General features: G+C 68.4%; 26 protein-coding genes and 1 pseudogene. 13 read left to right on the top strand and 14 right to left on the bottom strand.

The window, feature by feature from the left end; translation table 11 throughout:
- Nucleotides 1–44: 44 nt before the first annotated feature.
- The 8 genes from ACWF4Z_RS23035 (at nucleotide 45) to ACWF4Z_RS23000 (ending at nucleotide 10065) form a co-directional block, all read left to right on the top strand.
- Nucleotides 45–2318, top strand: coding sequence for a hypothetical protein (locus tag ACWF4Z_RS23035; protein WP_452245174.1), 2274 nt, complete (start codon nucleotides 45–47; stop codon nucleotides 2316–2318).
- A complete protein-coding gene (gene murJ, locus ACWF4Z_RS23030) occupies nucleotides 2311–3957 on the top strand; it encodes a murein biosynthesis integral membrane protein MurJ (protein ID WP_452245173.1) in 1647 nt (548 codons plus the stop codon). The genes ACWF4Z_RS23035 and murJ overlap by 8 nt, the downstream gene beginning before the upstream one ends.
- 138 nt (nucleotides 3958–4095) lie before the next feature.
- A complete protein-coding gene (locus tag ACWF4Z_RS23025; RefSeq protein ID WP_452245172.1) occupies nucleotides 4096–5742 on the top strand; it encodes a protein kinase family protein in 1647 nt (548 codons plus the stop codon).
- Nucleotides 5739–6506, top strand: coding sequence for an RNA polymerase sigma factor SigM (gene sigM / locus ACWF4Z_RS23020; protein WP_452245171.1), 768 nt, complete (start codon nucleotides 5739–5741; stop codon nucleotides 6504–6506). Before ACWF4Z_RS23025 ends, sigM begins: the two co-directional genes overlap by 4 nt.
- A gap of 145 nt (nucleotides 6507–6651) precedes the next feature.
- On the top strand, nucleotides 6652–7413 hold the full coding sequence (locus ACWF4Z_RS23015) for an anti-sigma factor family protein (RefSeq protein WP_452245170.1): 762 nt from the start codon (nucleotides 6652–6654) through the stop codon (nucleotides 7411–7413).
- Between the two features lie 141 nt (nucleotides 7414–7554).
- On the top strand, nucleotides 7555–8532 hold the full coding sequence (gene trxB / locus ACWF4Z_RS23010) for a thioredoxin-disulfide reductase (protein WP_452245169.1): 978 nt from the start codon (nucleotides 7555–7557) through the stop codon (nucleotides 8530–8532).
- A gap of 55 nt (nucleotides 8533–8587) precedes the next feature.
- Nucleotides 8588–8905, top strand: coding sequence for a thioredoxin (gene trxA / locus ACWF4Z_RS23005; RefSeq protein ID WP_202867696.1), 318 nt, complete (start codon nucleotides 8588–8590; stop codon nucleotides 8903–8905).
- 35 nt (nucleotides 8906–8940) lie between these two features.
- Nucleotides 8941–10065, top strand: a complete 1125-nt coding sequence (locus ACWF4Z_RS23000) for an N-acetylmuramoyl-L-alanine amidase (RefSeq protein ID WP_452245168.1) — start codon at nucleotides 8941–8943, stop codon at nucleotides 10063–10065.
- Here ACWF4Z_RS23000 and ACWF4Z_RS22995 read toward each other — a convergent pair.
- The gene (locus ACWF4Z_RS22995) at nucleotides 10062–11237 is read right to left on the bottom strand and encodes an FAD-dependent monooxygenase (RefSeq protein WP_452245167.1); all 1176 of its coding nucleotides are present in this window, start codon (nucleotides 11235–11237) and stop codon (nucleotides 10062–10064) included. The genes ACWF4Z_RS23000 and ACWF4Z_RS22995 overlap by 4 nt on opposite strands.
- Nucleotides 11238–11279: 42 nt before the next feature.
- Nucleotides 11280–13433, bottom strand: coding sequence for an MMPL family transporter (locus ACWF4Z_RS22990; RefSeq protein WP_452245166.1), 2154 nt, complete (start codon nucleotides 13431–13433; stop codon nucleotides 11280–11282).
- 80 nt (nucleotides 13434–13513) lie between these two features.
- Between ACWF4Z_RS22990 and ACWF4Z_RS22985 the strand changes: the two genes are divergently transcribed.
- Nucleotides 13514–13840: a PadR family transcriptional regulator gene (locus ACWF4Z_RS22985; RefSeq protein WP_452245165.1), complete on the top strand. Its 327-nt coding sequence runs from the start codon at nucleotides 13514–13516 to the stop codon at nucleotides 13838–13840.
- Here the strand turns inward: ACWF4Z_RS22985 and ACWF4Z_RS22980 are convergent.
- From ACWF4Z_RS22980 to ACWF4Z_RS22965, 4 genes are all read right to left on the bottom strand, one after another.
- The gene (locus ACWF4Z_RS22980; protein WP_452245164.1) at nucleotides 13820–14485 is read right to left on the bottom strand and encodes a permease prefix domain 1-containing protein; all 666 of its coding nucleotides are present in this window, start codon (nucleotides 14483–14485) and stop codon (nucleotides 13820–13822) included. The genes ACWF4Z_RS22985 and ACWF4Z_RS22980 overlap by 21 nt on opposite strands.
- A 29-nt stretch (nucleotides 14486–14514) precedes the next feature.
- Nucleotides 14515–14919 (bottom strand): DUF2784 domain-containing protein, encoded by a 405-nt coding sequence (locus ACWF4Z_RS22975; RefSeq protein ID WP_452245163.1) that lies wholly within the window; start codon nucleotides 14917–14919, stop codon nucleotides 14515–14517.
- 10 nt (nucleotides 14920–14929) lie between these two features.
- Complete coding sequence (locus tag ACWF4Z_RS22970) at nucleotides 14930–15577, bottom strand: N-acetyltransferase family protein (RefSeq protein WP_452245162.1); 648 nt, start codon at nucleotides 15575–15577, stop codon at nucleotides 14930–14932.
- Between the two features lie 72 nt (nucleotides 15578–15649).
- Nucleotides 15650–15838, bottom strand: coding sequence for a hypothetical protein (locus ACWF4Z_RS22965; protein WP_452245161.1), 189 nt, complete (start codon nucleotides 15836–15838; stop codon nucleotides 15650–15652).
- A gap of 207 nt (nucleotides 15839–16045) precedes the next feature.
- Here ACWF4Z_RS22965 and ACWF4Z_RS22960 point away from each other — a divergent pair, with 207 nt between their 5' ends.
- The 4 genes from ACWF4Z_RS22960 to ACWF4Z_RS22945 all read left to right on the top strand — a co-directional run bounded on the left by ACWF4Z_RS22960 (nucleotide 16046) and on the right by ACWF4Z_RS22945 (nucleotide 19668).
- A complete protein-coding gene (locus ACWF4Z_RS22960) occupies nucleotides 16046–17356 on the top strand; it encodes an aminotransferase-like domain-containing protein (protein WP_452245160.1) in 1311 nt (436 codons plus the stop codon).
- 134 nt (nucleotides 17357–17490) lie between these two features.
- On the top strand, nucleotides 17491–18438 hold the full coding sequence (locus tag ACWF4Z_RS22955) for a D-alanine--D-alanine ligase family protein (RefSeq protein ID WP_452245159.1): 948 nt from the start codon (nucleotides 17491–17493) through the stop codon (nucleotides 18436–18438).
- A 61-nt stretch (nucleotides 18439–18499) separates the two neighbouring features.
- Nucleotides 18500–19321 (top strand): SURF1 family protein, encoded by an 822-nt coding sequence (locus ACWF4Z_RS22950; RefSeq protein WP_452245158.1) that lies wholly within the window; start codon nucleotides 18500–18502, stop codon nucleotides 19319–19321.
- Nucleotides 19318–19668, top strand: coding sequence for a DUF3817 domain-containing protein (locus tag ACWF4Z_RS22945; protein ID WP_452245157.1), 351 nt, complete (start codon nucleotides 19318–19320; stop codon nucleotides 19666–19668). Before ACWF4Z_RS22950 ends, ACWF4Z_RS22945 begins: the two co-directional genes overlap by 4 nt.
- Before the next feature lie 449 nt (nucleotides 19669–20117).
- Here the strand turns inward: ACWF4Z_RS22945 and ACWF4Z_RS22940 are convergent, their stop codons facing one another.
- The 8 genes and pseudogenes from ACWF4Z_RS22940 to rpmH all read right to left on the bottom strand — a co-directional run bounded on the left by ACWF4Z_RS22940 (nucleotide 20118) and on the right by rpmH (nucleotide 26005).
- Nucleotides 20118–21068, bottom strand: a complete 951-nt coding sequence (locus tag ACWF4Z_RS22940) for a ParB/RepB/Spo0J family partition protein (protein ID WP_452245156.1) — start codon at nucleotides 21066–21068, stop codon at nucleotides 20118–20120.
- 100 nt (nucleotides 21069–21168) lie between these two features.
- Nucleotides 21169–22104: an AAA family ATPase gene (locus ACWF4Z_RS22935; protein ID WP_452245155.1), complete on the bottom strand. Its 936-nt coding sequence runs from the start codon at nucleotides 22102–22104 to the stop codon at nucleotides 21169–21171.
- Nucleotides 22105–22628: 524 nt separating this feature from the next.
- Nucleotides 22629–23303 carry a 16S rRNA (guanine(527)-N(7))-methyltransferase RsmG gene (gene rsmG / locus ACWF4Z_RS22930; RefSeq protein ID WP_452245154.1) on the bottom strand — a complete coding sequence of 225 codons (675 nt, stop codon included), beginning with the start codon at nucleotides 23301–23303 and terminating at the stop codon, nucleotides 22629–22631.
- A gap of 39 nt (nucleotides 23304–23342) precedes the next feature.
- On the bottom strand, nucleotides 23343–23870 hold the full coding sequence (locus ACWF4Z_RS22925) for a Jag family protein (protein ID WP_452245153.1): 528 nt from the start codon (nucleotides 23868–23870) through the stop codon (nucleotides 23343–23345).
- A 304-nt stretch (nucleotides 23871–24174) separates the two neighbouring features.
- A pseudogene (yidC, locus tag ACWF4Z_RS22920) lies at nucleotides 24175–25155 on the bottom strand (membrane protein insertase YidC); the annotation flags it as partial.
- A gap of 9 nt (nucleotides 25156–25164) precedes the next feature.
- Nucleotides 25165–25437 (bottom strand): membrane protein insertion efficiency factor YidD, encoded by a 273-nt coding sequence (gene yidD, locus ACWF4Z_RS22915; protein WP_452245152.1) that lies wholly within the window; start codon nucleotides 25435–25437, stop codon nucleotides 25165–25167.
- Between the two features lie 38 nt (nucleotides 25438–25475).
- Entirely contained in the window at nucleotides 25476–25841 is a 366-nt protein-coding gene (rnpA, locus tag ACWF4Z_RS22910; RefSeq protein WP_452245151.1) for a ribonuclease P protein component, read from the bottom strand.
- 26 nt (nucleotides 25842–25867) lie between these two features.
- Entirely contained in the window at nucleotides 25868–26005 is a 138-nt protein-coding gene (gene rpmH, locus ACWF4Z_RS22905; protein WP_130386492.1) for a 50S ribosomal protein L34, read from the bottom strand.
- Between the last annotated feature and the right edge of the window lie 171 nt (nucleotides 26006–26176).

Here is a 26176-nt window from a genome sequence, read left to right as displayed (position 1 = left end):
TGGTCGGCAAAGGGTGACACGGGGAACTAGGTTACGGTGACGGCGTGTTCAGACGGGCAGTGAGGCTCACCGCGGTCGTTGGCGCGGGCCTACTGATTGCTGCGTCGGCAGCGACTCTCGGCTCCCCGCCGGCGGATGCGACGCCGACCGACGACCCGGTCGTCCAGGTGTCGATCGACTCGTTCGGCCCGATCGCGCCGAAGGTCGGCGACGCGGTGACGATCAAGGGCACCATCCGCAACACCAGCCAGGTGACCTTCGGGAAGCCGCAGGCGCTCGCGTGTATCGCCCGGAACCGGCTGTCCACGAGCGCACAGATCGCCGCGGTCGCGACCGAGCAGGACGTCCCGATGAACGACCGGGACAGCTGCACGCGGTTGACCACGGCGGACACCGGCACCTACCAGGAGCTCGGCGACTCCCTCGCGCCCGAGGCAACGATCCCCTTCAGCCTCACCATCCCGTGGAAGGAATGGCGCGTCGGCGGTCAGACCGGCGTCTACGTCGTCGGCGTCCAGTTCCGCGGCCAGCCTCCGCAGCAGGACCGGATCACCGCCGGCCGCGCCCGCACGTTGATGCCGGTCCAGGGCACCCAACCGCTGACCCGCAAGGTGAACACCGCGCTGGTGATCCCGCTGCGGCACCGGCCGACTCTGCTCGGTGGCAAGAAGTTCACCAACGAGTCGTTGGCCGAGTCGATGGCCCCGACCGGCGACCTCGGCAAACTGCTGGCCCTCGGCAACACCCGGAAGGTCACCTGGCTGGTCGATCCGGCGATGCTGGACGAGGCCCGCAAGATGGCCGATGGCTACGAGGTCGGCGAAGGCCCGAAGACGACGCCCGGCACGGGTCAGCAAGTCGTTGCCGCGTGGCTGAAGAAGTTCGACGAGAGCCGCACCCACGGCAACCAGGTCGTCCTGCTCCCGTACGGCGATCCCGACATCGCCGGCCTCTGGGACGCGGGCGACCCGCTGAAGGAGCTGGTCTGGGACGCGCGCAAGCGAACCGAGGCGTTCAACCTGGCGCCTGGTTTCACCAACGGGCTGTGGCTCGAGAACGGCGCCGCCGCCAGCCGCTACCTCGCCGCAGCCTCGAGCGGGTACTCCGTACGCCCCGACGACCTCAACCTGGTCAGCAGCGCCTCCTGGCCGGCCGCCGTTCGCCCGTCCCTGACGGGGACCTCGCCGGTGTACGAGATCCAGACGCCGGAAGGCCCGCGGACCTCTGTCCGCACCGTCGTGGCCGATGCCGCGCTGACGTCCGGCGGACCGGACGCCGACACCGACCAGAACCCACTTCAGGTCCGGCAGCGATTCGCGGCCGAGACCGCACTGATTGCCTCGAGCACCAAGGGAACGGCGTCGGTCGTCGTCGCGCCGCCGCGAGGCTGGGACTCCACCGGCCGTGCGACCGCCGCCCTCGCCGCGGACCTGTCGCTGCCGTGGATCACCACCGACACCGTGGCCCAGGTGGCGCCGATCACCGCCAAGGCACCGCTGATCAAGGCGCCGACGGAGCCGCGGACGAACTCGAGCATGATCCCTGGCCAGCTCGACGGCCTGAAGCAGCTCAACGACGCGACGACCACCCTGTCGAACCTGCTGGTCGACCCGGCCGAGGACCTGCCGGAGATCATCCCGCAGGCGATGCTCCGGACCGCGTCGACGAGCTGGAGCGGATTCCCCGAGGAGGCCCAACGCTTCGCCGCGGTCGAACTCGGCTCGGTGAACGTGCAGCTGGGCAAGGTGCACCTGGTCAACAGCGTGGTGAACGGCGAGCGCAAGGAGATCAAGGTCAACCTGGCCGGCAGCAAGGGCACGTTCCCGCTGACGATCGCCAACGACACCGACTGGTCGATCCGGGTCGCGATCGACGTCTCGCCGATCAACCGGACCGACCTGCGGATCCAGGCGCCACAGACCAGGATCGTGGCGGCGAAGACGAAGTACACGCCGCGGATCGTCGCGAGCGCCGAGCAGAACGGCGTGATCCGGGCCAACGCCCAGGTGGTCACCGCCACCGGCCGCTCGGTCGGCAAGTCCGAGGAACTGCTGATCCAGGCGACCCAGTACGGCAGCGTCGGCTGGGTCCTCGTCGGTGCCGCCTGCGCCCTGCTCTTCGGTACGTCGTTCGTCCGCATCTTCCGGCGGATCCGCAACGAACGGCGCAACCCGACCGATCCCGGCGCAGCCGCGGCTGCGGCCGAGGTGGCCGACCCGCTGCACCCCGAGCCGTTGGAACCGCCGCTGGATCCCCCGTCCGCCGGTGTGCCGGCCAGTGAGGCCCTGAAAGAAGGAGTCGGTTCGAAGGATGGCTGACCGCACCCTGCGATCCGCGGGGGTGATGGCAGCCGGAACCGTGCTGTCCCGCCTGCTCGGATTCGTCCGGATCGCCCTGCTCGCTGCCGCCATCGGCACCGCGCTGCGCGGCGACATCTTCACCGCCGCGAACACGATCCCGAACAGCCTCTACATCCTGCTGGCCGGCGGGGTGTTCAACACCGTACTGGTCCCGCAACTGGTCCGCGCGATCAAGAACCACGACGACGGCGGCCAGGACTTCACCAACCGGATCCTCACCTTCGGCTTCGTCGTACTGGCTGTCGTCACGGTGGCGTGCGTCCTGTTCGCGCCGGCGATCGCCGAGCTCTACCTGCCGAAGGAGCTGCACGATCCGTCGCGGGTCTCCGAGCGGGCGTCGATGGTGATGTTCGTCCGGCTCTGCCTGCCGCAGATCTTCTTCTACGGCGCGTTCGTGCTGGTCGGCCAGGTGCTGAACGCGCGGCGCCGGTTCGGCCCGATGATGTGGGCGCCGATCGCGAACAACATCGTCGCCTGCGGGTCGATCGTGATCTTCCTGCTCATCTACCGGGTCGGCGACACCCCGCCGACCTACAGCCACGGCGAGGAGTTGCTGCTCGGACTCGGCCACACGATCGGCATCGCCGTACAACTGCTGGTGCTGTTGCCGTACCTGAAGGCCAGCGGGCACACGTACAGGCCGAAGTTCGGGCTGCGTGGTACCGGTCTAGGGCATACGGCCCGTTTGGGCATCTGGACCGTGTTGTTCGTCGCAGTGAACCAGGTGACGCTCGTCGTGGTCACCCAGCTCGCGATCGCCGGTAGCGCCTCCGACGACCCGGGGGCGAAGGCCGGTCTGTTCGCGTACAGCACCGCGATGCTGATCATTCTGGTGCCGCACGGCATCGTCACGGTCTCGCTGGCCACTGCGGCGTTGCCGCAGATGTCGGCGTTGGCTGCCGAAGGCAACGTCACCGAGGTCGGGCGACTGTCGGCGCGGTCGATCCGGCAGACGCTCGCGATCGTCGTCCCGGCGGCGGCCGCGATGATCGCGTTCGCGTATCCGATCGTGACGGTGATCGCCGGCTACGGCTCCGGTAAGAACAACCTGACGCTGATGTCGTACACGCTGATGACGCTGGCGCTGGGGATCGTGCCGTTCACCATTCAGTACTTCCAGCTGCGGACGTTCTACGCCTTCGAGGACACGCGAACGCCGTTCTTCATGCAGTGCATCATCGCGGCCACCAACATCGTGGCGGCCGTGGTCGGGGTGCGGGTGCTGCTGGATGCGGAGCACCTGCGGTTCAGCGGTGTCGTCCTGGGTGCGGCGTACTCGCTGACGTACCTGGTCGCCGTACTGATCTCCCGGCCGGTGCTGCGGCGGAAGGTTCCGCACGTGCCCGGCGCCGGGATCGGGCTCCCGCTGCTGGCGATGGTGATCGCCGCCGTCCTCGGCGTGGCCGCCGGCCGCGTCGTCCTGTGGGTGGTCGACCTGGTCATCGACTGGTCCGGACCAGTCGGGGCAATCGTCCAGTTGGCCATCGCAGCGGCGGTCATGCTGCCCGTGTACGCCGCTGTCGCCCGGGTGCTGCGGATCCACGAGGTGAACGACGTGGTGTCCGTGATCACATCCAAACTGCCCGGCCGCCGCTGATCTCACCGCTTGTGCGCTTGTGGACCACTACCTGATGGAGCAGGGCACTAGCATGGGGGCTGCTTACGGACTCCCGCCGACAGGGTCCGGGGTGCCAGACGCAGGCCGACCAGTGCATCGAGGAGGGCGAGAGACACCGTGTCGAACCAGACCGTCAGTCCTGGTGCCCTGCTTGCCGGCCGCTACCGGATCGCCGAGTTACTCGCGGAGATCGACGGTGCGCGGGTGTGGCGAGCAGTGGACGAGGTGCTCAGCCGGGCAGTCGTCGTGGATGTCCTGCCGGTCGGCGATCCGCGAACCAACCTTCTCTTCGACGCGGCCCGGCGAGCCGCCGCGGCCGCTGACCCGCGCTTCCTGCGGGTGCTGGACTGCGACATGCACGACGGAGTCACCTACTGCGTCCGCGAGTGGGCCGGGGGTCGTCCGCTCGAGCGGATGCTCAGCGCCGGTCCGCTGACCGGACAGCAGGCAGGCTGGCTGGCCCGCGAGGTCTCCGAAGCACTCGAGAACCTGCACCGCACCGGCCTCGCGCACGGCGCGATCAGCCCGACGACCGTCGTCGTCACGGATGCGGGCGCCATCAAGGTCGTCGGCCTGGCGACCGAGGCGGCGCTCCGCTCGTTCGGCCCGGGTACGCCGGAGGGGGACGTGCTCGCACTGGGCGAGCTGCTCTACGCCTCACTCACTGGCCGCTGGCCTGGCCCGGCGCCGGCCTGGGGTCTGCAGCCCGCGCCCGTCGAGCACGGCCGGCTCCTCAGCCCACGGCAGGTGCGAGCCGGCGTACCGCGGTCGCTGGACGACATCACCGACCGCCTGCTGGCCGACCCGCCGCGGCACCACGCGCCTCCGATCACCAGCGCGGCCGGCCTGTCCGCGGCGCTGTCCGGAATCGTCGGCAGCTCGCACGAACCGCCGAACCAGATGGACGAGACGGTCCAGGTCGCCCGGCAGAACGGCAGCATCGACGACGCGACCCAGGTCGCGCAGGAGTTGCCGCCCGCGCTCGACCCGACGCCACCGGCCTACCAGTCGGAGAACGGTCACTCGGCGTACCAGACTGCGGCCGAGACTCGACCGGTGCGGCGCCAAACGCCCCCGCCGTCGAACGGGAAGGGCGGCGGCCGCCGCCGCGACGAGCCGAAGCCGAAGGGATCCTGGGGTGGCCGGATCCTGATCCTGCTCGCCATCCTGGCGCTGCTGTCCGTGGTCGCGATGGCGCAGTTCCTGCTCAAGGGCGGGCTGGGCAACAACAGCAACGACGGGTCCGGCGACAAAACCACGAGCGCCCCGCCGTCGACCAGCAACACCCCGTCGGCGACCGGTGGTCCGGCCAAGATCGTGGGCGCCAAGGACTTCGACCCGGAGCCGGCCGGTAACGGCGAGGAGCACCCCGAAGAGGTCAAGAACTCCTACGACGGCGACCCCAGCACGGCGTGGACGACGCAGTCCTACAAGAACAAGCCGAATCTGGGCGGTCAGAAGCCGGGCGTCGGCATCATCTACGACCTGGGCGCGCCGACCGCGGTGTCGAGCGTCGCGGTCGCGGTCGAGGGCGACAAGACGAGCCTGCAACTGATGGTCCCGAAGGGTGACACCAGTACCTCGCCGACGACCGTAGCGGGTTGGACCCCGATTGCCACCCAAGCGGACCAACCCGAGGGTACGGTGACCCTGAAGCCTTCGGCGCCGACCTCAACGAGATACGTGCTGGTCTGGCTGACCAAGCTGCCGAAGGATGGCAGCGGTTACCGGGGCAAAATCTCGGAGGTCACGATCCAGAAATGACGGCTCACCTGGACTCGGGCCCGAATCCGGCCCAGCCGGAGGTCCCCCGGATCGGCACGGCCCAACCGGTCGCGCAATCGGTCGGACAGCCGGTCGCGCCACCGGTCGCCCCAGCGGTCGCACAACCCGCCGCGTCGAGCGGTCCGACGAGCTATGACCAGCTGGACGACCACGAGCTGCTCCGGCTGCACGTGGCCGGCAACCCCGATGCGTTCGGGTTCCTGGTCAAGCGGCACCGGGACCGGATGTGGGCGGTCGCGATCCGGACGCTCGGCGAGCCCGAGGAGGCGGCCGACGCGCTGCAGGAGGCATTCATCTCGGCGTTCCGTCGGGCGGACTCGTTCCGCGGTGACGCGAAGGTGACCACCTGGCTGCACCGGATCGTCGTGAACGCGTGCCTGGACCGGATCCGCCGGCGCCAGGTGCGTGCCGCCGATCCGCTGCCGGAGGACGAGGACCGTGCGGCCGAGCTGGCCGGCCCGGCCGAGGAGGATCCGGCCGAGGTGCGCGAACGGCGCATCGACGTACTGAACGCCTTGAAGCAGATCAACCCGGACCAGCGCAGCGCGCTGGTCCTGGTCGACATGGAGGGGTACTCGATCGAGGAGGCGGCCGCGATCCTCGACTGCGCCCCCGGCACGGTCAAGTCCCGCTGTGCCCGCGGCCGGGCCCGGCTGCTGCCGCTGCTCAAGCACTGGCAGACGACCCGGGCCGGCGCCGCCGACGGACCGGCCAAGCCCGGCGAATCGACGGGAACCGAATGACCGGGCCCGCCGTCGAAGCGAAGTCGCCGAGTCCCGGCTCGCCCCGTTCCGGGTCCCGGCGAGACCTTCATGCCTCGACCCGGAGCATTCCGATGACCACACCGCGCGCCTGCCTGCGCACGTCCCGCGAGGGGGCGACGTTCCGATGACCGATTCCGGTCTGCCGACCAGTGAGCACCTCGAACACCTCGACACCGACACCATCGCCGACCTGATCGAGAACCTGCTGCCCGCGCCCGAGGCACACCGCGCTCGTGAACATGTGAAGGCCTGTCCGGAGTGCCAGCAGACGTACGACGCGCTCGTCGAGCTGTCCGAGGATCTCGCCGAGGAGGGCCGGACGGACATCCCGATGCCGACCGCCGTCGCCGAGCACCTCGACGCCGTCATCGTGTCGGAGTCCGTGCTGCGCGCCTCGACCGTCGGTGTCCACTCGCTGGCCCAGATCCGCGAGGAGCCCCGCCGCCACCTGCCCAAGCTGCTCGGCGCGGCAGCGGCCGTCCTCGTGGTCGCCGCGATCGGCGTCGGCGTGGTCCTGGCCACCAAGGACCAGGCCGGCGAGAGCGCCGCCAACGCGAATCCGACCTCGGTTCCGACCGGCGCGGTGGTCACGATGACCACCAAGGACGTAGGGCCGGACGCGCAGGCCTGGCTGGAGCACAACTCAGACCCGATCCTGAACGCGCCCGCGGCCGAGATCGCCTGTGCCCGGGTCTTCGCCTCCGGCCGGCCGAATCCGCAGCTCCAGCTGGTGCAGCCGGTGAAGCTGGACGGCAAGCGCGCCACGCTGATCGGATTGCAGGGAGGTTCGCCGCGTGACATCCAGCTGTTCGCGGTCACCGGATGTAGCGATGGCGGCGTCGCGACGCCGTTCTACGACACGACGGTGACACTGCGCAGTCGCTGAGGCGCCCATGCGGTGGAGAGGCCTCGCAGTAGGTACCGTATTCGTACGGCCCCTCCCCACCGCCCTCAGCAGGGGAATGCCAGGCCTCTAGGATCCGTTGACTACGACGTATCACAGTCTCGACGACAGAGGAACGCCTGCATGAGCGACTCGGTAGTTCGTAACGTCATCATCATCGGCTCCGGCCCGTCCGGTTACACGGCCGCCGTGTACGCCGCGCGCGCCCAGCTGGAACCGCTCGTCTTCGAGGGTTCGGTGACGGCCGGTGGCGCGCTGATGAACACCACGGACGTCGAGAACTTCCCGGGCTTCTCCCAGGGCATCATGGGCCCCGCGCTGATGGACGAGATGCGCACCCAGGCCGAGCGCTTCGGCGCCGAGCTGGTCCCGGATGACATCGTCGAGGTCGACCTGACCGGCGACATCAGGGTCGTCACCGACTCCGCGGGCACGCAGCACCGGGCCAGGACCGTCATCCTCGCGATGGGGTCGGGCTACCGCAAGCTGGGTCTGGAGCAGGAGGCCAAGCTGTCCGGCCACGGTGTCTCGTGGTGTGCGACCTGTGACGGATTCTTCTTCCGCGAGCACGACATCGCCGTGGTCGGCGGTGGCGACTCCGCGATCGAGGAGGCCACGTTCCTGACCAAGTTCGGCAAGAAGGTGACGCTGGTGCACCGCCGCGGCGAGCTGCGCGCGTCGAAGATCATGGCCGAGCGGGCGTTCGCGAACGAGAAGATCGACTTCGCCTGGAACTCCGAGGTCGCCGAGATCCACGGTGGCGACAAGCTGACCGGCGTCACCCTGCGGGACACCGCGACCGGTGAGACGCGGGAGCTGCCGGTGACCGGCCTGTTCATCGCGATCGGGCACGACCCGCGGTCGGAGTTGGTCAAGGGTCAGGTCACCTTGGACGAGGAGGGTTACGTCATCGTCAAGGCGGGCACCACCGAGACGAACCTGCCCGGCGTGTTCGCGGCCGGCGACCTGGTGGACCACACCTACCGGCAGGCGATCACCGCGGCCGGCACGGGCTGCGCGGCGGCGCTGGACGCCGAGCGCTTCCTGGCCAACCTGGAGCACTCCTCCGCCACCGCGGCCGCCGAGCCCGTCACCGTCTGAACCGCTTCAACCCGACCTCACCATCACTGAAGGAGATACGCCCGTGGGCGAGAAGATGAACGCCGTCACCGACGCCGAGTTCGACCAGACCGTGCTGAAGAGCGACAAGCCGGTCCTCGTCGACTTCTGGGCCGAGTGGTGCGGGCCGTGCCGCCAGGTGTCCCCGATCCTGGAGGAGCTGGCGCAGGACCACAGCGACAAGCTGACCTTCCTGAAGATGAACGTGGACGAGAACCCGGTCACCCCGAGCAACTACCGCGTTACGGGTATCCCTACGATCAACGTCTACGTGAACGGTGAGCTGGCCAAGTCGATCGTCGGCGCCAAGCCGAAGGCGGCGCTGCTGAAGGAGCTCGCGGACTTCACGTCCTGATCTGCATTCCGCCACCGCAAGGAGCACAGTCAGTAATGGAAGGTCCTCACGGCGTGTACCGGATCGGCGACAGTGGCGAAGCTGTCGCCGAGATCATCGGAAAGCTTCAGCGGCTCGGGTTGCTGACCGGCGGTCATGACGTCTACGACGAAATGACCGCACACGCCGTGCGGGGGTTCCAGCAGCAACGCGGACTGATGGTCGACGGAGTCGTCGGCCCACAGACGTACCGGGCGATCGACGACGCACGCTGGGCGCTGGGCGACCGGCTGCTCACGTACGTCGTCTCGCACCCGCTGACCGGTGACGACGTGCTCGCCCTGCAGGCGAAGCTGCAGGAGCTCGGGTTCGCGGTCGCCCGGATCGACGGGATCTTCGGGCCGGACACCCAGCGCGCGGTGACCGACTTCCAGCGGAACATGGGCCTTCCGGGCGATGGCACGTGCGGTCCCTCGACGTTCAAGGCACTGCAGCGGATCCGCCCGATGGCGACCGGTGGCCGGCCGGACGCGTTGCGTGCGTCGGAGGCCGTGCGGGCCGCTGGGCCGCGACTCTCCGGCAAGACCGTGGTGATCGACCCCGGCCACGGTGGCTTCGACTACGGCTGGGAAGGCTTCGGGCTCCGCGAGTCCGACGTCGCGTACGACCTGGCGGCCCGGATCGAGGGTCGGCTCGGTGCTACCGGCGTACGGGCGTATTTGTCCCGTGGGCGCGATCAGGGGCCGGACGAGCTGGCGCGGGCCGCATTCGCGAACGAGACGGACGCGAACCTGTGTGTCTCGCTGCACACCGACGGCTCGATGAACCCGGAGGCTCAGGGCGTCGCGACGTACTTCTACGGCAACGACCTGCACGGCGCCTCGTCAAGCGTCGGTGAGCAGTTCGCCGGTCTGGTGCAGCGCGAGATCGTCGCGCGGACCGACCTGCTGAACTGCCGGACGCACGCCAAGACCTGGGACCTGCTGCGGCGGACCAAGATGCCCGCGGTCCGGCTCGAGATCGGCTACGTCACCAATCCGCACGACTCCGCCCGCCTGGCCGACCCGGCCTTCCGGGACGTGATCGCGGAGGCGATCGTCGTCGCGATCCAGCGTGTGTACCTGCCGCCGGAGCAAGACGCAGCGACTGGCATGCTCCGCTTCGGGCAACTGACCGTCTAGTAGGCGGGCAGTGTGATGGCTCGCGCGGCCTCGTGGATCGGGCGGGTCACTTTGGCGATCATCGCGTCCTTGCCGGGCAGCTTCGGCATGACCCGGAGCATCATCGCGCCGAGCCAACTTTGCAACGCGCTCTTCGACACCATCCGGCCCAGGTTGTCCCGGCCGAGCTCGAGGTTGCGCTCGACGTACGGGCGCATCAGCCGTTCGTACGTCGAGAACGCAGTCCGATGATCTGATCCCGCCAGCTCGCCGGCCAGCACATACGCACCGACCAGAGCGAGACTCGTGCCTTGGCCGGATGCGAACGACGGACAGTACGCCGCATCGCCGACCAGACTCACCCGACCGGTCGAGTACGACGGGAGCCGGACCTGGCTGACCGTGTCGAAGTAGAAGTCGTCGGCCCGAACGACCTCGTCGAGCAGCCGATCGGTCTCCCACCCGGCGCCGCGGAAGGTGGTGTCGAGGATCTTCTTCTGCTGGTCGGGATCGCGCCGGTCGTAGCTGACGTTCGGCGCGGTGAAGAGGAACAGCGCCTTCGCGTCGTCGGTCCGGGCGGTGCTGTAGAGGTTCACGGTCCGCCCGGGGACCGAGTAGATGAGCTCCCACCGGTCGAGCCCGAGGTGGTTGGGCACCGTCCCGATCGACACGATGTGGCCGAGGTCGTCGAGCTCCTGCGTCCCGAAGGCCAACTCCCGGACTGCGGAGTGCAAACCGTCCGCACCGATCACCAGGTCGAACGTCCGCGGCTCGGCGTGCTGGAAGGTGGCGGTCCCGCTCTCCTGGTCGATGCCGGTGATCGTGTCTCCGAAGACGTAGTCGACGTCGGCGCGGGTTTCGTCGTACAGGATCTGGCTGAGGTCGCCGCGCATCACCTCGAGGTCGGCCTCGCCGCGGCCCATGAAGAGATCGGCCGGGACGCTGACGAGTCGCTTGCCGGCGCCGTTGACGAACGACATGAACCGCATGTCGGTCTCGAGGCCCTCGAGTCTGTCCTTCAGGCCCATCCGTTCCACCACGTCGATCGCCGCGCCCCGGATGTCGACCTTGTAGCCGCCGGGCCGCAGCGCCGGCGCCCGCTCGACCACGGTGACGGCGAGGCCATGCCGATGCAGCCACCAGGCCAGCGCGGGGCCGGCGATACTCGCACCCACGATCAGTACCCGTCTCATGGTCCGAGCGGACCACGCCCGACCTTTCATGGATCTGACGCGCTACTCCTTCTCGAGGGCGAGGTTCGGAAGGAGGCGATCGAGGCTGCGTGGCAGCCACCAGGCCCGATCGCCGAACAGGCGCAGGACCGCGGGGACAATCACGCAGCGGATCACCAAGGCATCCAGCAACACCGCGGTCGCCAGGCCGAGTCCGAACTCCTTCAGCATCCGATCCGGACTGAGCAGGAAGGCGCCGAAGACCACGATCATGATCGCGGCCGCCGCGGTGATCACGCTGCCCGTGTTCGCCAGTCCTTCCCGCACTGCGGCTCGCGCGTCCTTCGTACGACGCCACTCCTCATGGATCCGGGAGACCAGGAAGACCTCGTAGTCCATCGACAACCCGAACACGATCGCGAAGATCATCACCGGCACGAACGCCTCGATCGGTCCGGACTGCGCCCCGAACCAGCCCTGCTGGAACACCAGCGTCATCACCCCGAGCGAGGCTGCGATGCTGAGCAGGTTGAGCACGGCTGCCTTCAACGGGATCAGCAGGGACCGGAACACTGCCATCAGCAGCAGCGCCGACAGACCCACCACCACCAGGATGAAGATCGGCAGCCGCTTGCTCACCGCCGAGGCATAGTCGTCCGCCGCGGCGGTCGAACCACCGACCAGGTACGTCGCCTTCGTCTGCGACCCGAGTGCCGGCAGGGTCGTGTCGCGTAGCCGGTTCACGAGCTCGCTGGTGGCGGCGTCCTGCGGCGCCGACTTCGGGAACGCCAAGAGGGTCGCGATCTTGCCGTCCGGCGACAGCTGCGGCGGAGTGACGCCGGCGATGCCCGGATCAGCGGTGAGCGCCGGAACGAGAGCGTTCGCCGCCGCCTGGTCTCCTTCGGACACGATCACGAGCGGACCGTTGAAGCCTGCCCCGAATCCGTCCGCGAGTAGGTCGTAGGCCTTCCGACTCGTCTTGGCCGGGTCGTCCGTCCCGGCGTCCGCGAACCCGAGCCGCATGTCCTTCGCCGGTAGCGACAACGCGATCAGGGCGACCACCCCGAGCACCAACGGCACCCACGGTCCGCGCTGCACCAGACTCGCCAGCTTCCGCCAACCCTCTCCCGGCGTACGACGCTTCTTCGCGGCATGCTTGCGGACACTCCGCTCGATCCGTCGACCGAACAGCGTCAACAGCGCCGGCAACAACGTCACCGCGGCCAGCATCGTCGTCAGCACGGTCAGCGTGACCCCGAGCGCAACGCCTTGCAGGGAACCAAGTCCGAGCGCGAGCAGACCGAGGAGCGCGATCACCACTGTGCAGCCCGCGAACAACACCGAGCGCCCGGCCGTATCCAAGGCCTTCATCGATGCGCTGGTGCGATCGGCGCCGTCCTTCAGCAGCTCATAGCGATACCGCGAGAAGATCAGCAGGGCGTAGTCCACTCCGACACCGAGCCCGACCAACGTCATCACCGGCACTGTGTACGACGGCACCGTGAAGAAGTGCGACGCGAGCACGAGCAGGCCGATCGTGCTGCCCACCGCGAAGACCGCGGTCAGCAGCGGAAGCGTTGCCGCAAGCAACGATCCGAACAGGAGCACGAGGATCACCAACGCGGCCAGGATCCCGGCGCCCTCGGCCGCGCCACCCGGTGCCTGCTGCGCGGATCGGGCCAGGTCTCCGCCCACCTCGACCTGCAGACCGTCCCGCTGGAATTGCTGGGCTTTGTCGATGATCGCCACGACATCCGTGCTCGGCACATCCACAGTGGCGACATCGAGGCTCACCTCCGAGTACGCCGTACGCCCATCAGGTGCGAGTGATCCGGGCGCGGTGAACGGGTCCGCGACCGCGGCGACGTGCGGGAGGGCGCGAACCGCGGCGAGCATCGAGAGGACCCGTGGCTTCGCGGACGCGAGTCCGCCGTCGGCCCGGAGCACGATCTGCACCGAGGCGGTTTCGCCTCGCGGTTGGTGCGCTGTCAGGGCGTCACTGACTCGCTGGGAGTCCGTCCCCGGGAGCGAGTTGTCGTTCTTGTAGTTGTTGCCGATCAGCACCGAGGCCGCGGTCACGGCCACGAGGGCGACGACCCAGAGCACCAACGCCAGGCCGGCGTGACGCATCGACCAGCCGGATACGCGGTGCAGCAGCCCGGCTCGCGCACCCGTGTCCTTCCCGGGCGGTCGTCGTACGGGGGTCTCTACAGGCATTGCGGCTCCTCACACCTTTATACGTAGTTCCGCTACATGTCGTCTCTCGACGGTAGCAGTTGTATGAGTAGACTGGCTACATGAAGGCTGATGCGCTGCGTGGGCACCTGGACCCGATGATCCTGGCCGTCGTCGAGCACCAGCCGCTGCACGGCTACGCGATCATGGAGGCGCTGCTCGAGCGCAGTGGTGGCGAGCTCGACCTGCCGACCGGCACGCTGTACCCGGCGCTGCGGCGACTCGAGCGGGCCGGCTACCTGGCCAGCGAGTGGAGCACGGTCGGTGGGCGCAAGCGCCGGACGTACGAGCTCACCTCGGCCGGTCAGACGATGCTTGCCTCGGGCAAGCGGGAGTGGGTGACGTTCCGGGCCGTCGTCGAAGGCGTGCTACGCCCGGGCGAGGCGTAGGCCGCGCACGGACTGCAGGCCAACCAAGAGCAGCGGCAGCACGACGAAGGCGGTGACCACGCCGTACCCGGCCAGCATCTCGCCCGGGCGCTCGCTCGTGGCTGCCATAGCGACGCCGATCACACTGATCACGACCGCGCTGGCGAGTCCGAGGTGCGCGGTCGCTCGGCCGACGCGCTCCCGGACGGCCGGGTAGCGCATGCCGGTGCTGGTAGCGATGAGGACGAGGACGGCCCCGGCGGCCGCGGTCATGCCTACTATCTCGACCAACGTGTTCAGGATTGTGTTCAGCGAGTTCGACGGGTCGACGTCGCGATTCCAGCTCCAGATGCCGTCCTGCCAGACGATCGGCTGGATCATCAGCACCATGAACAGCAGCACCGCCGTACGCCGGCTCTGGCTGATCGCGAGCTCCGTCCGGTAGCCAGGGACCACGTCGGCGAGGTCACCGAAGTCGGCAATGGCCGCACGCTCCGCCGCCTCTCGATCGAGCCCGTCGGCCTCGAACGCTTCGATCGCGTCGGTCAGGTGGTCGCGCGCTTCCGCCAGCAGATCGGCCTTGGGGCGCCGCGGGCCGCCGAGCGACCTGCTCATGGCGGCCAGGTACTCGTCGACCGGTGTGCGGGTGCTGACGCGGGTAGGCACGTCATCAGTATGGAGATTCACCTGCCCGCTCACGTCCGGGGTCCCACTGACTCTCCCCTGAGCTTCTTTCCACGGGCAACTGCCCGGCGTCGCCGTACGACGAAGAACCCGACGTAGGAGGCCACGACAATCACGAAGCCGACCTTCTCGACGATCGGAGTCGCGCCCTCGGGCCAGAGCCGGCCATCGAGGTAGTGCTCGATGTAGCCGGCCGCGTACGGCGTCTCGCCGCCACGCCGGCGGAAGTACTTCTCGGTGGCGGTGACCGGGCAGCCGAAGTCGACCAGGACGATCACGACGTTCCACGCGACGATGCCGAGATGGACCCAGATCAGCTTCGCCCAGCGCCAGGCGAGGAATCCGCCGATCAGGAAGAACAGCAGCAGGGCGCCGTGCAGGACCATCACGACATCGGCCAGCAGGCGCCAGATCATGATGCTGCGGTCAGTCGCTCGCGTCGCGCTGCATGCCGTCCCGGACCGTGACCGGCGCGGGCTCCGGCCGGATAGCGCCCATCAGCCGCTCGACCGCGGCCTCCATCTCGCTGCGCCAGGTGATCGCGGAGCGCAGGTCGAGCCGGAGCCGAGGATTGCGCGGGTGTTCGCGGACGACCCCGAAGCCGACGGCCTGCAGGAACTCGGTCGGCCAGACACAGCTCGGCCGGTCCCACCGTGAGTCGCCGAACGCCTCGACCGCCCGGAAGCCACGCTTCAGCACGTCCTTCGCGACCGCCTGGACGAGGATCTTCCCCAGGCCGAGCCCCTGGTACCGCGGCAGGATCCGGCCGGTTGCCAGGACGACGGCATCCGGACTCACCGGCGCGGTCGGGAACGCCTGGATCCTGGGCAGGTACGCCGCCGGCGCGTACACCGCGAACCCGGCCGGCTCGTCGTCGACCGACAGCACGACTCCCGCCGTACCCCAGTCGAGGAGCAGCTGGGACAGCCAGGCTTCCTTCTCCAGGCCGGTGCCGCCGTTGCGCTCGGCCTGGCGCGCGGCGACCGGATCGAGCTCCCAGAACACACACTCACGGCATCGCACCGGGAGCTCGCCGAGGTTGGCGAGCGTCAGCGGTTCGAGCCGTCGAGCCATCAGCGCATCCGGTCCTGCGGTGGCGTACCCGTTGTTACCTTGGTCACTGCCGGTGTCCCTGGACTCTCACTGTCAGCGACCAGCGGGCTCCGGCGCGGGGGCCGGGGTCCGTGCGTCCGGGGTGACCGCCGCCTCGGGAGCGACGTACCGCTGTTGCACCTTCTGCGCCGGTTGCCGCCGCAGCAGCTCTCCGGCGAAACCGGCCAGAACGCCCAGTAACAGGCCACTGAGAGCCCAGCCGACGACCTTGCCCACGCTCATCCGATCTGCCTTCCGTTGCACCTCTCAGGCCGCACCGCGCCGTGGTGCGTCTGGACGCCTGTCTCAGCAACCAGATCGCGGCATGGTCGAACCTGCCCCTATAAGGCATGGTAGTGAGAGGTCGCGCCGATCCGAAGCCCGGGCACAACCCGGGTCTGTCGTCGTAACCTGGTGACTTCCCCCTCGAGCACCGTTGGAGTGGCCCCCGTGAGTCCTGACGTACCTGATGTCCGGCAGACCCGCCTCGACAACTACGTCGACCGGTACGCAGCACGGACCAAGGGTATGACCGCATCGGAGATCAGAGCCCTGTTCTCGGTCGCGAGCCGGCCCGAGGTGGTCTCGCTCGCCGGCGGCATGCCGAACATCGCAGGCCTCCCCCTGGACGTTGTCGGCGGCGCAGTCCGCGACCTGGTGATCGACAACGGCGCTGTGGCGATGCAGTACGGCTCCGGGCAGGGCGATCCGACGCTGCGGGAGCAGATCTGCGATGTGATGCGGCTCGAGGGGATCGAGGCACATCCGGACGACGTCGTGGTCACGGTCGGGAGCCAGCAGGCGGTCGACCTGGTCACGCGGGTGTTCTGCGATCCGGGCGACGTGGTGCTCTGCGAGGCTCCGTCGTACGTGGGGGCACTTGGCGTGTTCCGTGCGTACCAGTGCGATGTCGTCCATGTCGCGATGGACGACGACGGAGTGGTGCCGGAGGCGCTCGAGCAGGCGATCGCGACGGTGCGTGCCGCCGGCAAGCGGATCAAGTTCTTCTACACGATCCCGAACTTCCACAATCCTGCAGGGGTTTCGCTGGCCGACGAGCGTCGGGCCCGGGTGCTGGAGATCTGTCAGCGCGCCGACCTGCTGGTGCTGGAGGACAACCCGTACGGGCTGCTCGGCTTCGACGGTGAGCCACAGCGGGCGTTGCGCGCGGACGATCGCGAAGGGGTGATCTACCTCGGCTCGTTCTCGAAGACGTTCGCGCCGGGGTTCCGCGTCGGCTGGGCCGTGGCGCCGCACGCAGTCCGCGAGAAACTCGTGCTGGCACAGGAATCCGCGACCCTGTGTCCGCCGATCTTCAGTCAGCTCGCGATCTCGTCGTACCTGGTCCGTCATGACTGGATCGGGCAGGTCAAACAATTCCGCGAGATGTACCGGGAACGCCGTGACGCGATGCTGGCGGCATTGGCCGAGAAGATGCCTGCGGCAACGACCTGGACCAGGCCGGGCGGCGGGTTCTACGTCTGGCTGACCCTGCCGGACGGCCTTGATTCGAAGGCGATGCTGCCGCGGGCGGTCACTGCCCGGGTGGCGTACGTACCGGGGACGGCCTTCTTCGCCGACGGTTTCGGCTCGCAGTGCATGCGGTTGTCGTACTGCCACCCGACCCCCGAGCGGATCGTCGAAGGGGTCTCCCGGCTCGCCGCGGTGATCAACGAGGAGCTCGAGCTGCGGCAGACCTTCGGGCCGCTGAAGCCGGGGACCGGCCGCAACTACGATGCGCCGGGACCTGAGCTGACGTAAGCCCTTCTGCGCAAAGGTTGCGCAATGGATCGATGGGTGGGCGGGGGTCCTTGATTCGCTAGCGGTACCGTTCCAGTGGGCCTCGGGACCGGCGGCCGTGCCGGAGTTGCCCACGAGTGATCGGGATATTTGTGATGAGTGATCTGGGTCGAGTGCTGGTACTGGCCGGCGGACTGTCACACGAGCGGGACGTTTCGCTCCGGTCCGGCCGGCGGGTCACCGACGCCCTGCGCAGCGTCGGTGTCGAGGTCGAGCAGCGCGACGTCGACGCGAGTCTGGTCGAACGCCTCCGTGACGATCCACCGGACGCGGTCTTCCCGGTACTGCATGGCGTCACCGGCGAGGACGGCGCGCTCCGCCAGGTCCTCGACCTCTACAACGTTCCGTACGTCGGCGCCGACGCCGCCGCGTGCCGGATGGCCTTTGACAAGCCGGTCGCATCCACGCTGGTCGGATCGGCCGGGCTGTACACGCCTTCGTCCGTGGTGCTCGGGCACGACACCTTCCGTGAGCTCGGGGCCGCTGCGCTGATGGAGGTGGTCATCGGCGAGATCGGGCTGCCATTGGTCGTGAAGCCGGCCCGCGGTGGTTCTGCGTTGGGTGCGTCGATCGTGCGGGCCGCGGATGAGCTGCCGGCGGCGATGGTGAACTGCTATGCGTACGGCGCGGTGGCGTTGATCGAGCAGTACATCGACGGGACCGAGGTCGCCATGACCGTGGTCGACGTCGGCGACGGGCCGCGCGCACTGCCTGCGGTGGAGATCCGGCCGGACTCCGGGTTCTACGACTACGAGGCGCGGTACACCGCCGGCGCCACGCAGTTCATCGTCCCGGCTCGGCTCGACCCCGCGGTGGCGGCGGCGTGCGCTTCGGCAGCCGTGTGCGCTCACCAGGCCCTGGGGCTGCGCGACCTGTCCCGCTCGGACCTGGTCGTCGACGCGGCCGGCATCCCCTGGTTCCTGGAGGTCAACGTGGCGCCGGGCATGACCGAGACCTCGCTGGTCCCGCTGGCCGCGGAGGCAGCGGGCATCGAGCTCGGCGTGCTCTGCCGGGACCTGCTGGCCACCGCCGCCTCCCGTTAATCCCATGTCTTCGCCGTCCCCAGCCGACTCCCCCTCGCAATCCGTGGATCGGGGCGCCTTGGTGCGCACTGTCTTCACTCCGCGGTGGTTGGGGTTGTTGCTGCTGGCGCTGGCTATCGCGGGGATCATGTCGGTGCTCGGGGTCTGGCAGCTCGGCGTTTACCAGTCGAAGACCTCGGCAGCGACCGCGCAGCGGGCTGACGCTGCGCCCGTCCCGCTGCAGTCCCTCTTCGCCATCGACGACGGTTTGCCGTCGAAGGCGGTCAGCCGACGCGTGACGGTCGCCGGCACGTGGGGCCCGGCCGCGGACCAGGTCTTCATCGCGGATCGCCGCCAGGGTTCGGCAGACGGCTTCTGGGTGGTGTCTCCGGTGATGCTCGACAAGTCCGGTGCCGTGATGGTCGTGCGTGGCTGGGTCGCCTCGGTCAACGATCCCGCCGGTACGGCTCCGACCGGCCCGGTTCAGCTCACCGGCTCGGTCGTGTCATCCGAAGCGGAGGACTCGTCGGACGACGCCGCCAAGGGGCGGGTGCTGTCCTCGCTACGCATCCCCACGATCGTCCACCTCGTCAGCTACCGGCTGTACGACGCCTTCGTGATCCAGGCGTCCGTGGACTCCGGCGTCGTACCGTCTCCCGCGCCTGCCGTCGTCACGCCACCGGCTCCGCCCACCGATCATGCCGGACTGCGGAACATCGCGTATGCCTTCCAGTGGTGGGTTTTCGCCGCCTTCACGCTGTGGATGTGGGGCAAGATGGTGCTCGACGCGCACCGGTCGCCCGAGGATTCAGATCCCTTGTCTGGCGGGGATTCCGGCGACGACGGGGATGAGCCGGACCAGGCCGCTCGGCCCGTCGAGCCGAGCGGTACCGTTTCAGCGTGACTTCCTCAGCCGATCCCGCCACCCCCGCCACCCCATCGCTGACGCCGGCCATCCGCGGCGCCCTGACGCGCTACCGCGTGATCGCGTACGTCGTCGGCGTCATGCTCCTGCTGCTGGTCTTCGTCGCGATGCCACTCAAGTACTTCGGCGACAATCCCGGCGCTGTGAACGTGATCGGCCCGCTCCACGGCTTCCTCTACATGATCTACCTGCTGGCGACCTTCGACCTGTTCCGCCGAGTGCGCTGGTCCTTCCCCCGCCTCGTCCTGATGGCCCTGGCCGGCACCATCCCGTTCCTCTCGTTCTACGCCGAACGCAAAACCACCCACGAACTCCAACCCCACTGACCCCTAGACCGTTTCACGTGAAACACCCGAAGTCAGTTAGTGGTTTTGTCGACAAATCACACGCTTGAACTGCAGCACCGGCCCGCCGCACTCCGCCCCCAGAATCCCGGCCCCAGAATCCCGCCCTCAGAGGAATCCGGCCTCCGGCCGGTCCGACCTGGCGCCGCGCGGAGCGCAGAGCGCGCGCTTCGAGCGACACTGTGATGGCGCCGCCGGATGGTCGTGCGCGGCTCAAAGCCCGGTATTCCTCTGTGAGCGCGATTCTCCGGGCAGTCGCCCGAGTTACCTCGCCGCCCTCTGGGCTCTCCCGGATCTGACGCCCGCGGCGCGCAGGCCCGAGCATGCTGCCTGCGGCACGAGCGCCGCAGGCGTCTCAGCCCAGCAACTGGTGCCCCGCGTCGGAAGTTGCGTTAGCGCTACCGGCGCCCAGAAACTTCCGACGCGTGGCACTAGTCCTGTTGTTTGTTGGGGTCCATGAGGGTGACGATGCGTTCGAGGTCGTCGAGGGTGGCGAACTCTACGGTGATTCGGCCCTTGGACTTGCCGAGGTCTACCTTCACGCGGGTCTCGAAGCGGTCGGAGAGGCGATCGGCCAGATCGACCAGGCGCGGGGCTACCGGCTTGTTGCGGCGACGCTGGGGGGTGGGGTCGTCGGCGTTCATATCGCCCAGGGCGACGATCTCTTCGACTGTACGAACCGACAGACCTTCGGCAACGATCCGCTGGGCGAGCCGCTCGATGGCGTCGCCGCTGGGGAGGCCCAGGAGCGCGCGGGCGTGACCGGCTGAGAGAACACCAGCGGCGACTCGACGCTGGACGCCGGCGGGGAGTTTCAGCAGACGCAGCGTGTTGGAGATCTGCGGACGCGACCGACCGATCCGGCTGGCGAGCACCTCTTGGGTGCAGCCGAAGTCGTCGAGCATCTGCTGGTACGCCGCTGCCTCTTCCAGCGGATTCAGCTGGCTGCGATGCAGGTTCTCCAGGAGCGCGTCCCGAAGCATCACGTCGTCCTGCGTGTCCCGCACGATCGCAGGGATCGTGGTCAGGCCGGCCTGCTGAGTCGCGCGCCAACGGCGCTCCCCCATCACCAGCTCGTACTTGTCCTCGGACAGCTTCCGGACGACGATCGGCTGCAGCAGCCCGATCTCCTTGACCGAGTGGACCAGCTCTTCCATCGCCTCCTCGTCGAAGACGGTGCGCGGCTGCTTCGGGTTCGGGCTGATCTGGTCGACGTCGATCTCCGCGAACTGAGCCCCGGGGACGGCGGCCAACTCCGGACCATCGGACCTCGGCGGCGCACCCGGGATCGAGTGCGACTTGCTGCCGAGCGTGGTCGTGGTGCCGGGAGCGGGGGTGCTGGGAATCAGCGCACCAAGTCCGCGTCCGAGTCGGGTGTTCATCGCGCTCCCTCGTGTTCGACAGCCTGCTGAGCTACTACTGGCCTACCACACCAACTGCCGGCGACCGCCGACAGCCGTTTCACGTGAAACGCAGCGGTGATCAGGTGTTGTTCCGCAGGGCGATCTCGCGGGAGGCCTCCAGGTACGACAGCGCGCCGGCCGACGCCGGGTCGTACGCGAGCACGGTCTGCCCGTGGCTCGGGGCCTCGGAGATCCGGACCGAGCGCGGTACGGCGGTCCGCAGCACGGCATCGCGGAAATGCCCGCGCACCTCGGCCGCGACCTCACCGGCGAGCTTGGTGCGAGCGTCGTACATGGTCAGCAGGATGGTGGAGACGTCGAGCCCCGGGTTCAGGTGCGACTTCACCATGTCGATATGGCGGAGCAACTGGGACAGACCCTCGAGCGCGTAGTACTCGCTCTGGATCGGGACCAGGACCTCGCGCGCGGCGGTCAGCGCGTTCACGGTCAGCAGGCCCAACGACGGCGGGCAGTCGATGAAGACGTAGTCGTACTTCTCGCCCGCGGCCTCGGTCTCTTCGAGGTGCGCGTCGAGGACCCGCTTCAGCCGGCTCTCCCGCGCGACGATGCTGACGAGCTCGATCTCGGCACCGGCCAGGTCGATGGTCGCCGGGACAACGACGATGCCGGGGTGCTCGGCGCAGGGCTGCAGCAGCTTGCTCAGCGGCTCGTTCTCGATGATCGCCTCGTAGACACCTGGGGTGCCTTCGGAGTGGTCGATGCCGAGCGCGGTCGAGGCGTTGCCCTGGGGGTCCAGGTCGATCACCAGGATCCTCGCGCCGTACAGCGCGAGGCCGGCGGCGACGTTCACCGTGGTCGTGGTCTTGCCGACTCCGCCTTTCTGGTTGGCGACGACGAAGACTCGGGTCTCGGCGGGCAGCGGGAACTCGCGGCCCATAGTGCGTCCTTCATTCACCAGCAAGGTCCGTTCGGTGGCGGCGGCGATCGGTGTCTCGAGAAGTCGTCGCTGAAGCTCGTCCGACGTGGCCCGCGCGGCGATCTGTGCGGCAGTCATAGCGCCCATTCCAATAGGTGCGGGACTTGGCCCGAAGAGGATGTCGGTAGGGGTCGGTGCAGCTCTGCCCCCAGCTTCGTCCACAGGCCTCTGTGGACGAATCCCCGTCTGGGAGGGCAGATTCGTACGGTCGTCATCCACAGGCAGTGGAGACTCCGAGAAGTCCTGGTCGGCGTCCACCAGTGACGCCGTTTCCGGTTCAGCACCATCATCTACCAACTCTCCCGTTTCACGTGAAACGGGACCAGAGTCAGTCACAGAGTCAGGGACAGCTTCAGGTGCCGGGAGTACGTCGAGACCACTCGCGGCGGCCGCCCGCAGCCCGGACGTGTCGAGCGGCTCGGCCGCCGGCGGTGCCGTCACCACCGGAGGTGCGGCGGCCGGACGCGCGGCGGCGATGCGGGTCTCTTGCGTGATCAGACGGACGGCGGAGTCCGGGTCGGTAGGCCAGCCAATGCCCTGCGATGACTTCGGCTCACCCGTGCTCTTCTCGGGCCACCCGAGGGCACGACTCACCAACCCGCTCACCTCCTGGATCTTCCGTGCCGGGATCCCCCTGCAGCACGTCCGGCCACAATACTCACCACCGTCGTCGGGTGGGTCAGCTCATCCACACCAAGTTCGTGAATGTGCCACAACTCGGCTCCCAGCGAGGTCAGCTCCCGCTCGGAGGCTTCCAACTCCTCCTCGGCGGACGAGCCCTTCATCGCCAGCATCAGCCCGCCCTCGACACACAGCGGCAGGCACCATCCGGCAAGTTTGCCCAACGGAGCCACGGCCCGTGAAGTCACCACGTCGTACGAGGCCCGGGGAAGTTCCTCGGCCCGCGCGCGAACCACTGTCGCGTTGTCGAGGCCAAGAGTCTCCACGGCCTCCTCGAGGAAGGTGGTGCGCCGGAGCAGCGGCTCGACGAGCGCGACCTGGAGGTCGGGGCGCACGAGTGCGAGCACGATCCCGGGCAGGCCGGCTCCGGTGCCGATGTCGGCGACCGAGGACTCCGCCGGAATCAGGCGCTCGAGGACCGCGCAATTGAGCAGATGCCGATCCCACAGCCGCGGGACCTCCCGCGGCCCGATCAGTCCGCGGACCGTGCCCTGATCGGCCAGCAGCTCGGCGTACGCCGCAAGCCGAACCGCCGCCCGTGGATACAGCTCTTCCACGAGCGGCGGCGGCGTTTCACGTGAAACGGAATCGGTCACCAGTGGACCAGACTCCGGAGTCGGCCGGTGATCATCGGCTCACGACGGCTGCACCACGACGCGGCGCCGGGGCTCCTCGCCCTCGGACTCGCTGGTCAGGCCGGCGGCCGCGACGACGTCGTGGACGACCTTGCGTTCGAACGGCGTCATCGGGTCCAGCCGCACCGGAGCTCCGGTGGCGTTGACCTCGTCGACCGCCTTGCGGCCGACCTCTTCCAGCTCGGCCTTCCGGTTCGCCCGGTAGTTCGACACGTCGAGCATCAGCCGGGACCGCTCGCCGGTCTCCCGGTAGACGGCCAGCCGGGTCAGCTCCTGCAGCGCCTCCAGCACCTTGCCGTTCTCGCCGACCAGGTTGTTCAGCTCTGCACCCACGATCGACACCGCGGCGCGATCGCCGTCGATGTCCATGTCGATGTCACCGTCGAGGTCCGCAATGTCCAGCAGCTCCTCGAGGTAGTCGGCGGCGATGTCGCTCTCCGCCTCCAGCGCCTTCAGGCGATCGCCCGGGGTGCTGGTCGTTCCGGCGGACTGCTCCGCCGTGTCAGTGTCATGCATGCCGTCACTCACGGCCACTCCTTCACAGTGTCGAGATCCGCCCCACGGGGACCCAGGTCAAACGCAAGCAGGGAGAGCAACCGGTGCGCGCCACTCAGCGCGAACCACCGGGCTTCTTCTGTGCCGCCCGCTTCTGTGCGGCAGACTTCGCCGCGGGCTGGCGCTTCGGTGTTCCCTTCTTGCCGGCCGGCTGCTTCTTGGCAGCTCCAGCCTGAGTCTTCTTGGCCGGGCTCTGCTGGGCGTTCGAGGACGCCTGCCCGTTGCTGGCCGCGGGGGTCTCCTCCGCGTCCGTCGCCCCACCCGTCACCGGGCCGGTCGTCCTGCGGTCGCTGCGCGACTGACGCTTCGGCTGCTGCCGCTGCGCCGGACGACGGTCCTGAACGACGGTGTCGGTGCCGGCGTCGGCGCCGCCGAGGCCCTCGTTCTCCGGGCGGCCGGAGCGACGGTTGTGCTCGCGCTTGCGGGCCTCCATCGCGTCGAACGCCGGGGTGCCCGGGGCCGGGTTGCGGCGAATCACGTAGAACTGCTGGCCCATCGTCCACAGGTTCGAGACGAACCAGTAGATGAGCACACCGATCGGGAAGTTGAAGCCACCGATCAGGAAGAAGACCGGGAAGACGTACAACATGACCTTCTGCATCTGAGCGGCCTGGCCGGTCAGGGCTTCCTTCGGCATGTTCTTGCGCATCAGCTGCAGCTGCGTGGTGAACATGGTCGCGGTCATCAGGATGATCAGCACGATCGCGACGATCTTGACGTTGCTCGAGCCGTCGCCGTTCGCCTTCACGAAGGTCTGCGAGATCTCCGCGCCGAAGATCTTCGCGTGCTGCAGCGAGTTGACGTACGGCTTCATGATCTCGCTGTGCCACTGGCCCTTCGCGGCATAGTCGAGCACGCGGAACAGCGCCAGGAAGATCGGCGACTGCAGCAGCAGCGGCAGGCACGAGGAGAGCGGGTTGGTCCCGGTCTCCTTGTACAGCTTCATCATTTCCTGACCGAGCTTCTCCCGGTCGTGGCCGTACTTCTTCTGCAGCTCCTTCATCTTCGGCTGCAGCAGCTGCATGTTCCGGCTGGAGCGGATCTGCCGGACGAAGAGCGGGATCAGCAGGGTCCGGATGACGATGGTCAGGCCGGCGATCGACAACGCCCAGGCCCAGCCGCCGTTCGGGTCGAGCACCTGGCCGAGCAGCCAGTGCCAGCCGACCAGCAGCGCCGAAACGGCCCAGTACAGCGGCGTCATGACGGTGTTGAACAGGTCTACGATCCCGTCCCACACCGCGAGCCCGGGGATGGCCAGAAGAGTCACTCATGCACCTCGCTGCGCAGGCCCGGCGTCGGTCGACGGTTCGGGCTGGTTGGCGGAGATCGAGTCTCCGCGCTGGTCGACATCTTTGGGTGGAACGGGGTCGTAGCCGCCGGGGTTCCACGGGTGGCAGCGAAGGAGTCTCCTCATCGCCAGCCAGCAACCGCGCACCGCACCGTGGCGCTCGACCGCCTCCAGGGCGTACGCCGAACAACTCGGGTAGAACCGGCACACCTGCCCGTACATCGGGCTGATGATGAGTCGGTACCCCTTCAAGAAAATGATGATCCCGCTCCGCACGGGATTGATCCGCATCATGGTGTCAACAGCCGATGCAGCGCCGCGTCGACGTCGGCCACGAGCTCGTCGTACGACGCCTCGGACGACGACGGGAGCGCCCGCACGACCGTCAGGCTGCCGGCCGGCAGGTCAGGGAGCCGCGTCGCCATGACGGCACGCAGACGGCGGTGGACCCGGTTCCGCAGAACCGCGTTGCCCACCGCCTTGTTCACCACGAATCCGACGCGAGCGGGCTCGGCCAGGGTGTCGTCAACACTGTCCTCCCGGCTGGTCCGCACCAAGAGGTGCAGGACCACCGCGCGCCGACCAGCGCGCCGTCCCGAACGGACGGCGCGACGGAAGTCGTCGGACCGACGGAGCCGGTTCGACGCGGGCAACACGAGGTGGTCACCGTCGAGGAGGTCGGTCAGGCCGCGAGGCGCTGACGACCCTTGCCACGGCGGGCGGCGATGATCGCGCGGCCCGCACGGGTACGCATCCGAAGACGGAAGCCGTGCTTCTTGTGCCGGCGACGGTTGTTCGGCTGGAACGTCCGCTTGCTCACTGGAATGACTCCGGTTACTCGAGAACACAAAATTGTCGACAAATCCACTGATAGATCTGCCGATGGTGCATGTCCTGCACGCTGTCGGTGAACCAGGAGGGTCCCGCAGGGAGCGCAGCACGAAACGGCCGGCTCAACACCGACTGATCCACGGTACGTGGCCGCCTGTGG

The sequence above is a fragment of the Kribbella sp. NPDC055071 genome, assembly GCF_053608045.1.
The sequence above is the reverse complement of the archived record's forward strand: the minus strand, read 5'-3'. Positions and strand labels throughout refer to the sequence as shown.

Coding starts and splice junctions, on each gene's coding strand:
- ACWF4Z_RS23015 (WP_452245170.1), top strand. CDS start 6,652: ATGACCGATTCCGGTCTGCCGACCAGTGAGCACCTCGAACACCTCGAC.
- ACWF4Z_RS22995 (WP_452245167.1), bottom strand. CDS start 11,237: ATGAGACGGGTACTGATCGTGGGTGCGAGTATCGCCGGCCCCGCGCTG.
- sigM (WP_452245171.1), top strand. CDS start 5,739: ATGACGGCTCACCTGGACTCGGGCCCGAATCCGGCCCAGCCGGAGGTC.
- ACWF4Z_RS22975 (WP_452245163.1), bottom strand. CDS start 14,919: ATGATCTGGCGCCTGCTGGCCGATGTCGTGATGGTCCTGCACGGCGCC.
- murJ (WP_452245173.1), top strand. CDS start 2,311: ATGGCTGACCGCACCCTGCGATCCGCGGGGGTGATGGCAGCCGGAACC.
- ACWF4Z_RS22965 (WP_452245161.1), bottom strand. CDS start 15,838: ATGAGCGTGGGCAAGGTCGTCGGCTGGGCTCTCAGTGGCCTGTTACTG.
- ACWF4Z_RS22985 (WP_452245165.1), top strand. CDS start 13,514: ATGAAGGCTGATGCGCTGCGTGGGCACCTGGACCCGATGATCCTGGCC.
- trxB (WP_452245169.1), top strand. CDS start 7,555: ATGAGCGACTCGGTAGTTCGTAACGTCATCATCATCGGCTCCGGCCCG.
- ACWF4Z_RS22935 (WP_452245155.1), bottom strand. CDS start 22,104: ATGACTGCCGCACAGATCGCCGCGCGGGCCACGTCGGACGAGCTTCAG.
- ACWF4Z_RS22955 (WP_452245159.1), top strand. CDS start 17,491: ATGAGTGATCTGGGTCGAGTGCTGGTACTGGCCGGCGGACTGTCACAC.
- ACWF4Z_RS23000 (WP_452245168.1), top strand. CDS start 8,941: ATGGAAGGTCCTCACGGCGTGTACCGGATCGGCGACAGTGGCGAAGCT.
- ACWF4Z_RS22940 (WP_452245156.1), bottom strand. CDS start 21,068: ATGAACACCCGACTCGGACGCGGACTTGGTGCGCTGATTCCCAGCACC.
- trxA (WP_202867696.1), top strand. CDS start 8,588: ATGAACGCCGTCACCGACGCCGAGTTCGACCAGACCGTGCTGAAGAGC.
- ACWF4Z_RS22970 (WP_452245162.1), bottom strand. CDS start 15,577: ATGGCTCGACGGCTCGAACCGCTGACGCTCGCCAACCTCGGCGAGCTC.
- ACWF4Z_RS22990 (WP_452245166.1), bottom strand. CDS start 13,433: ATGCCTGTAGAGACCCCCGTACGACGACCGCCCGGGAAGGACACGGGT.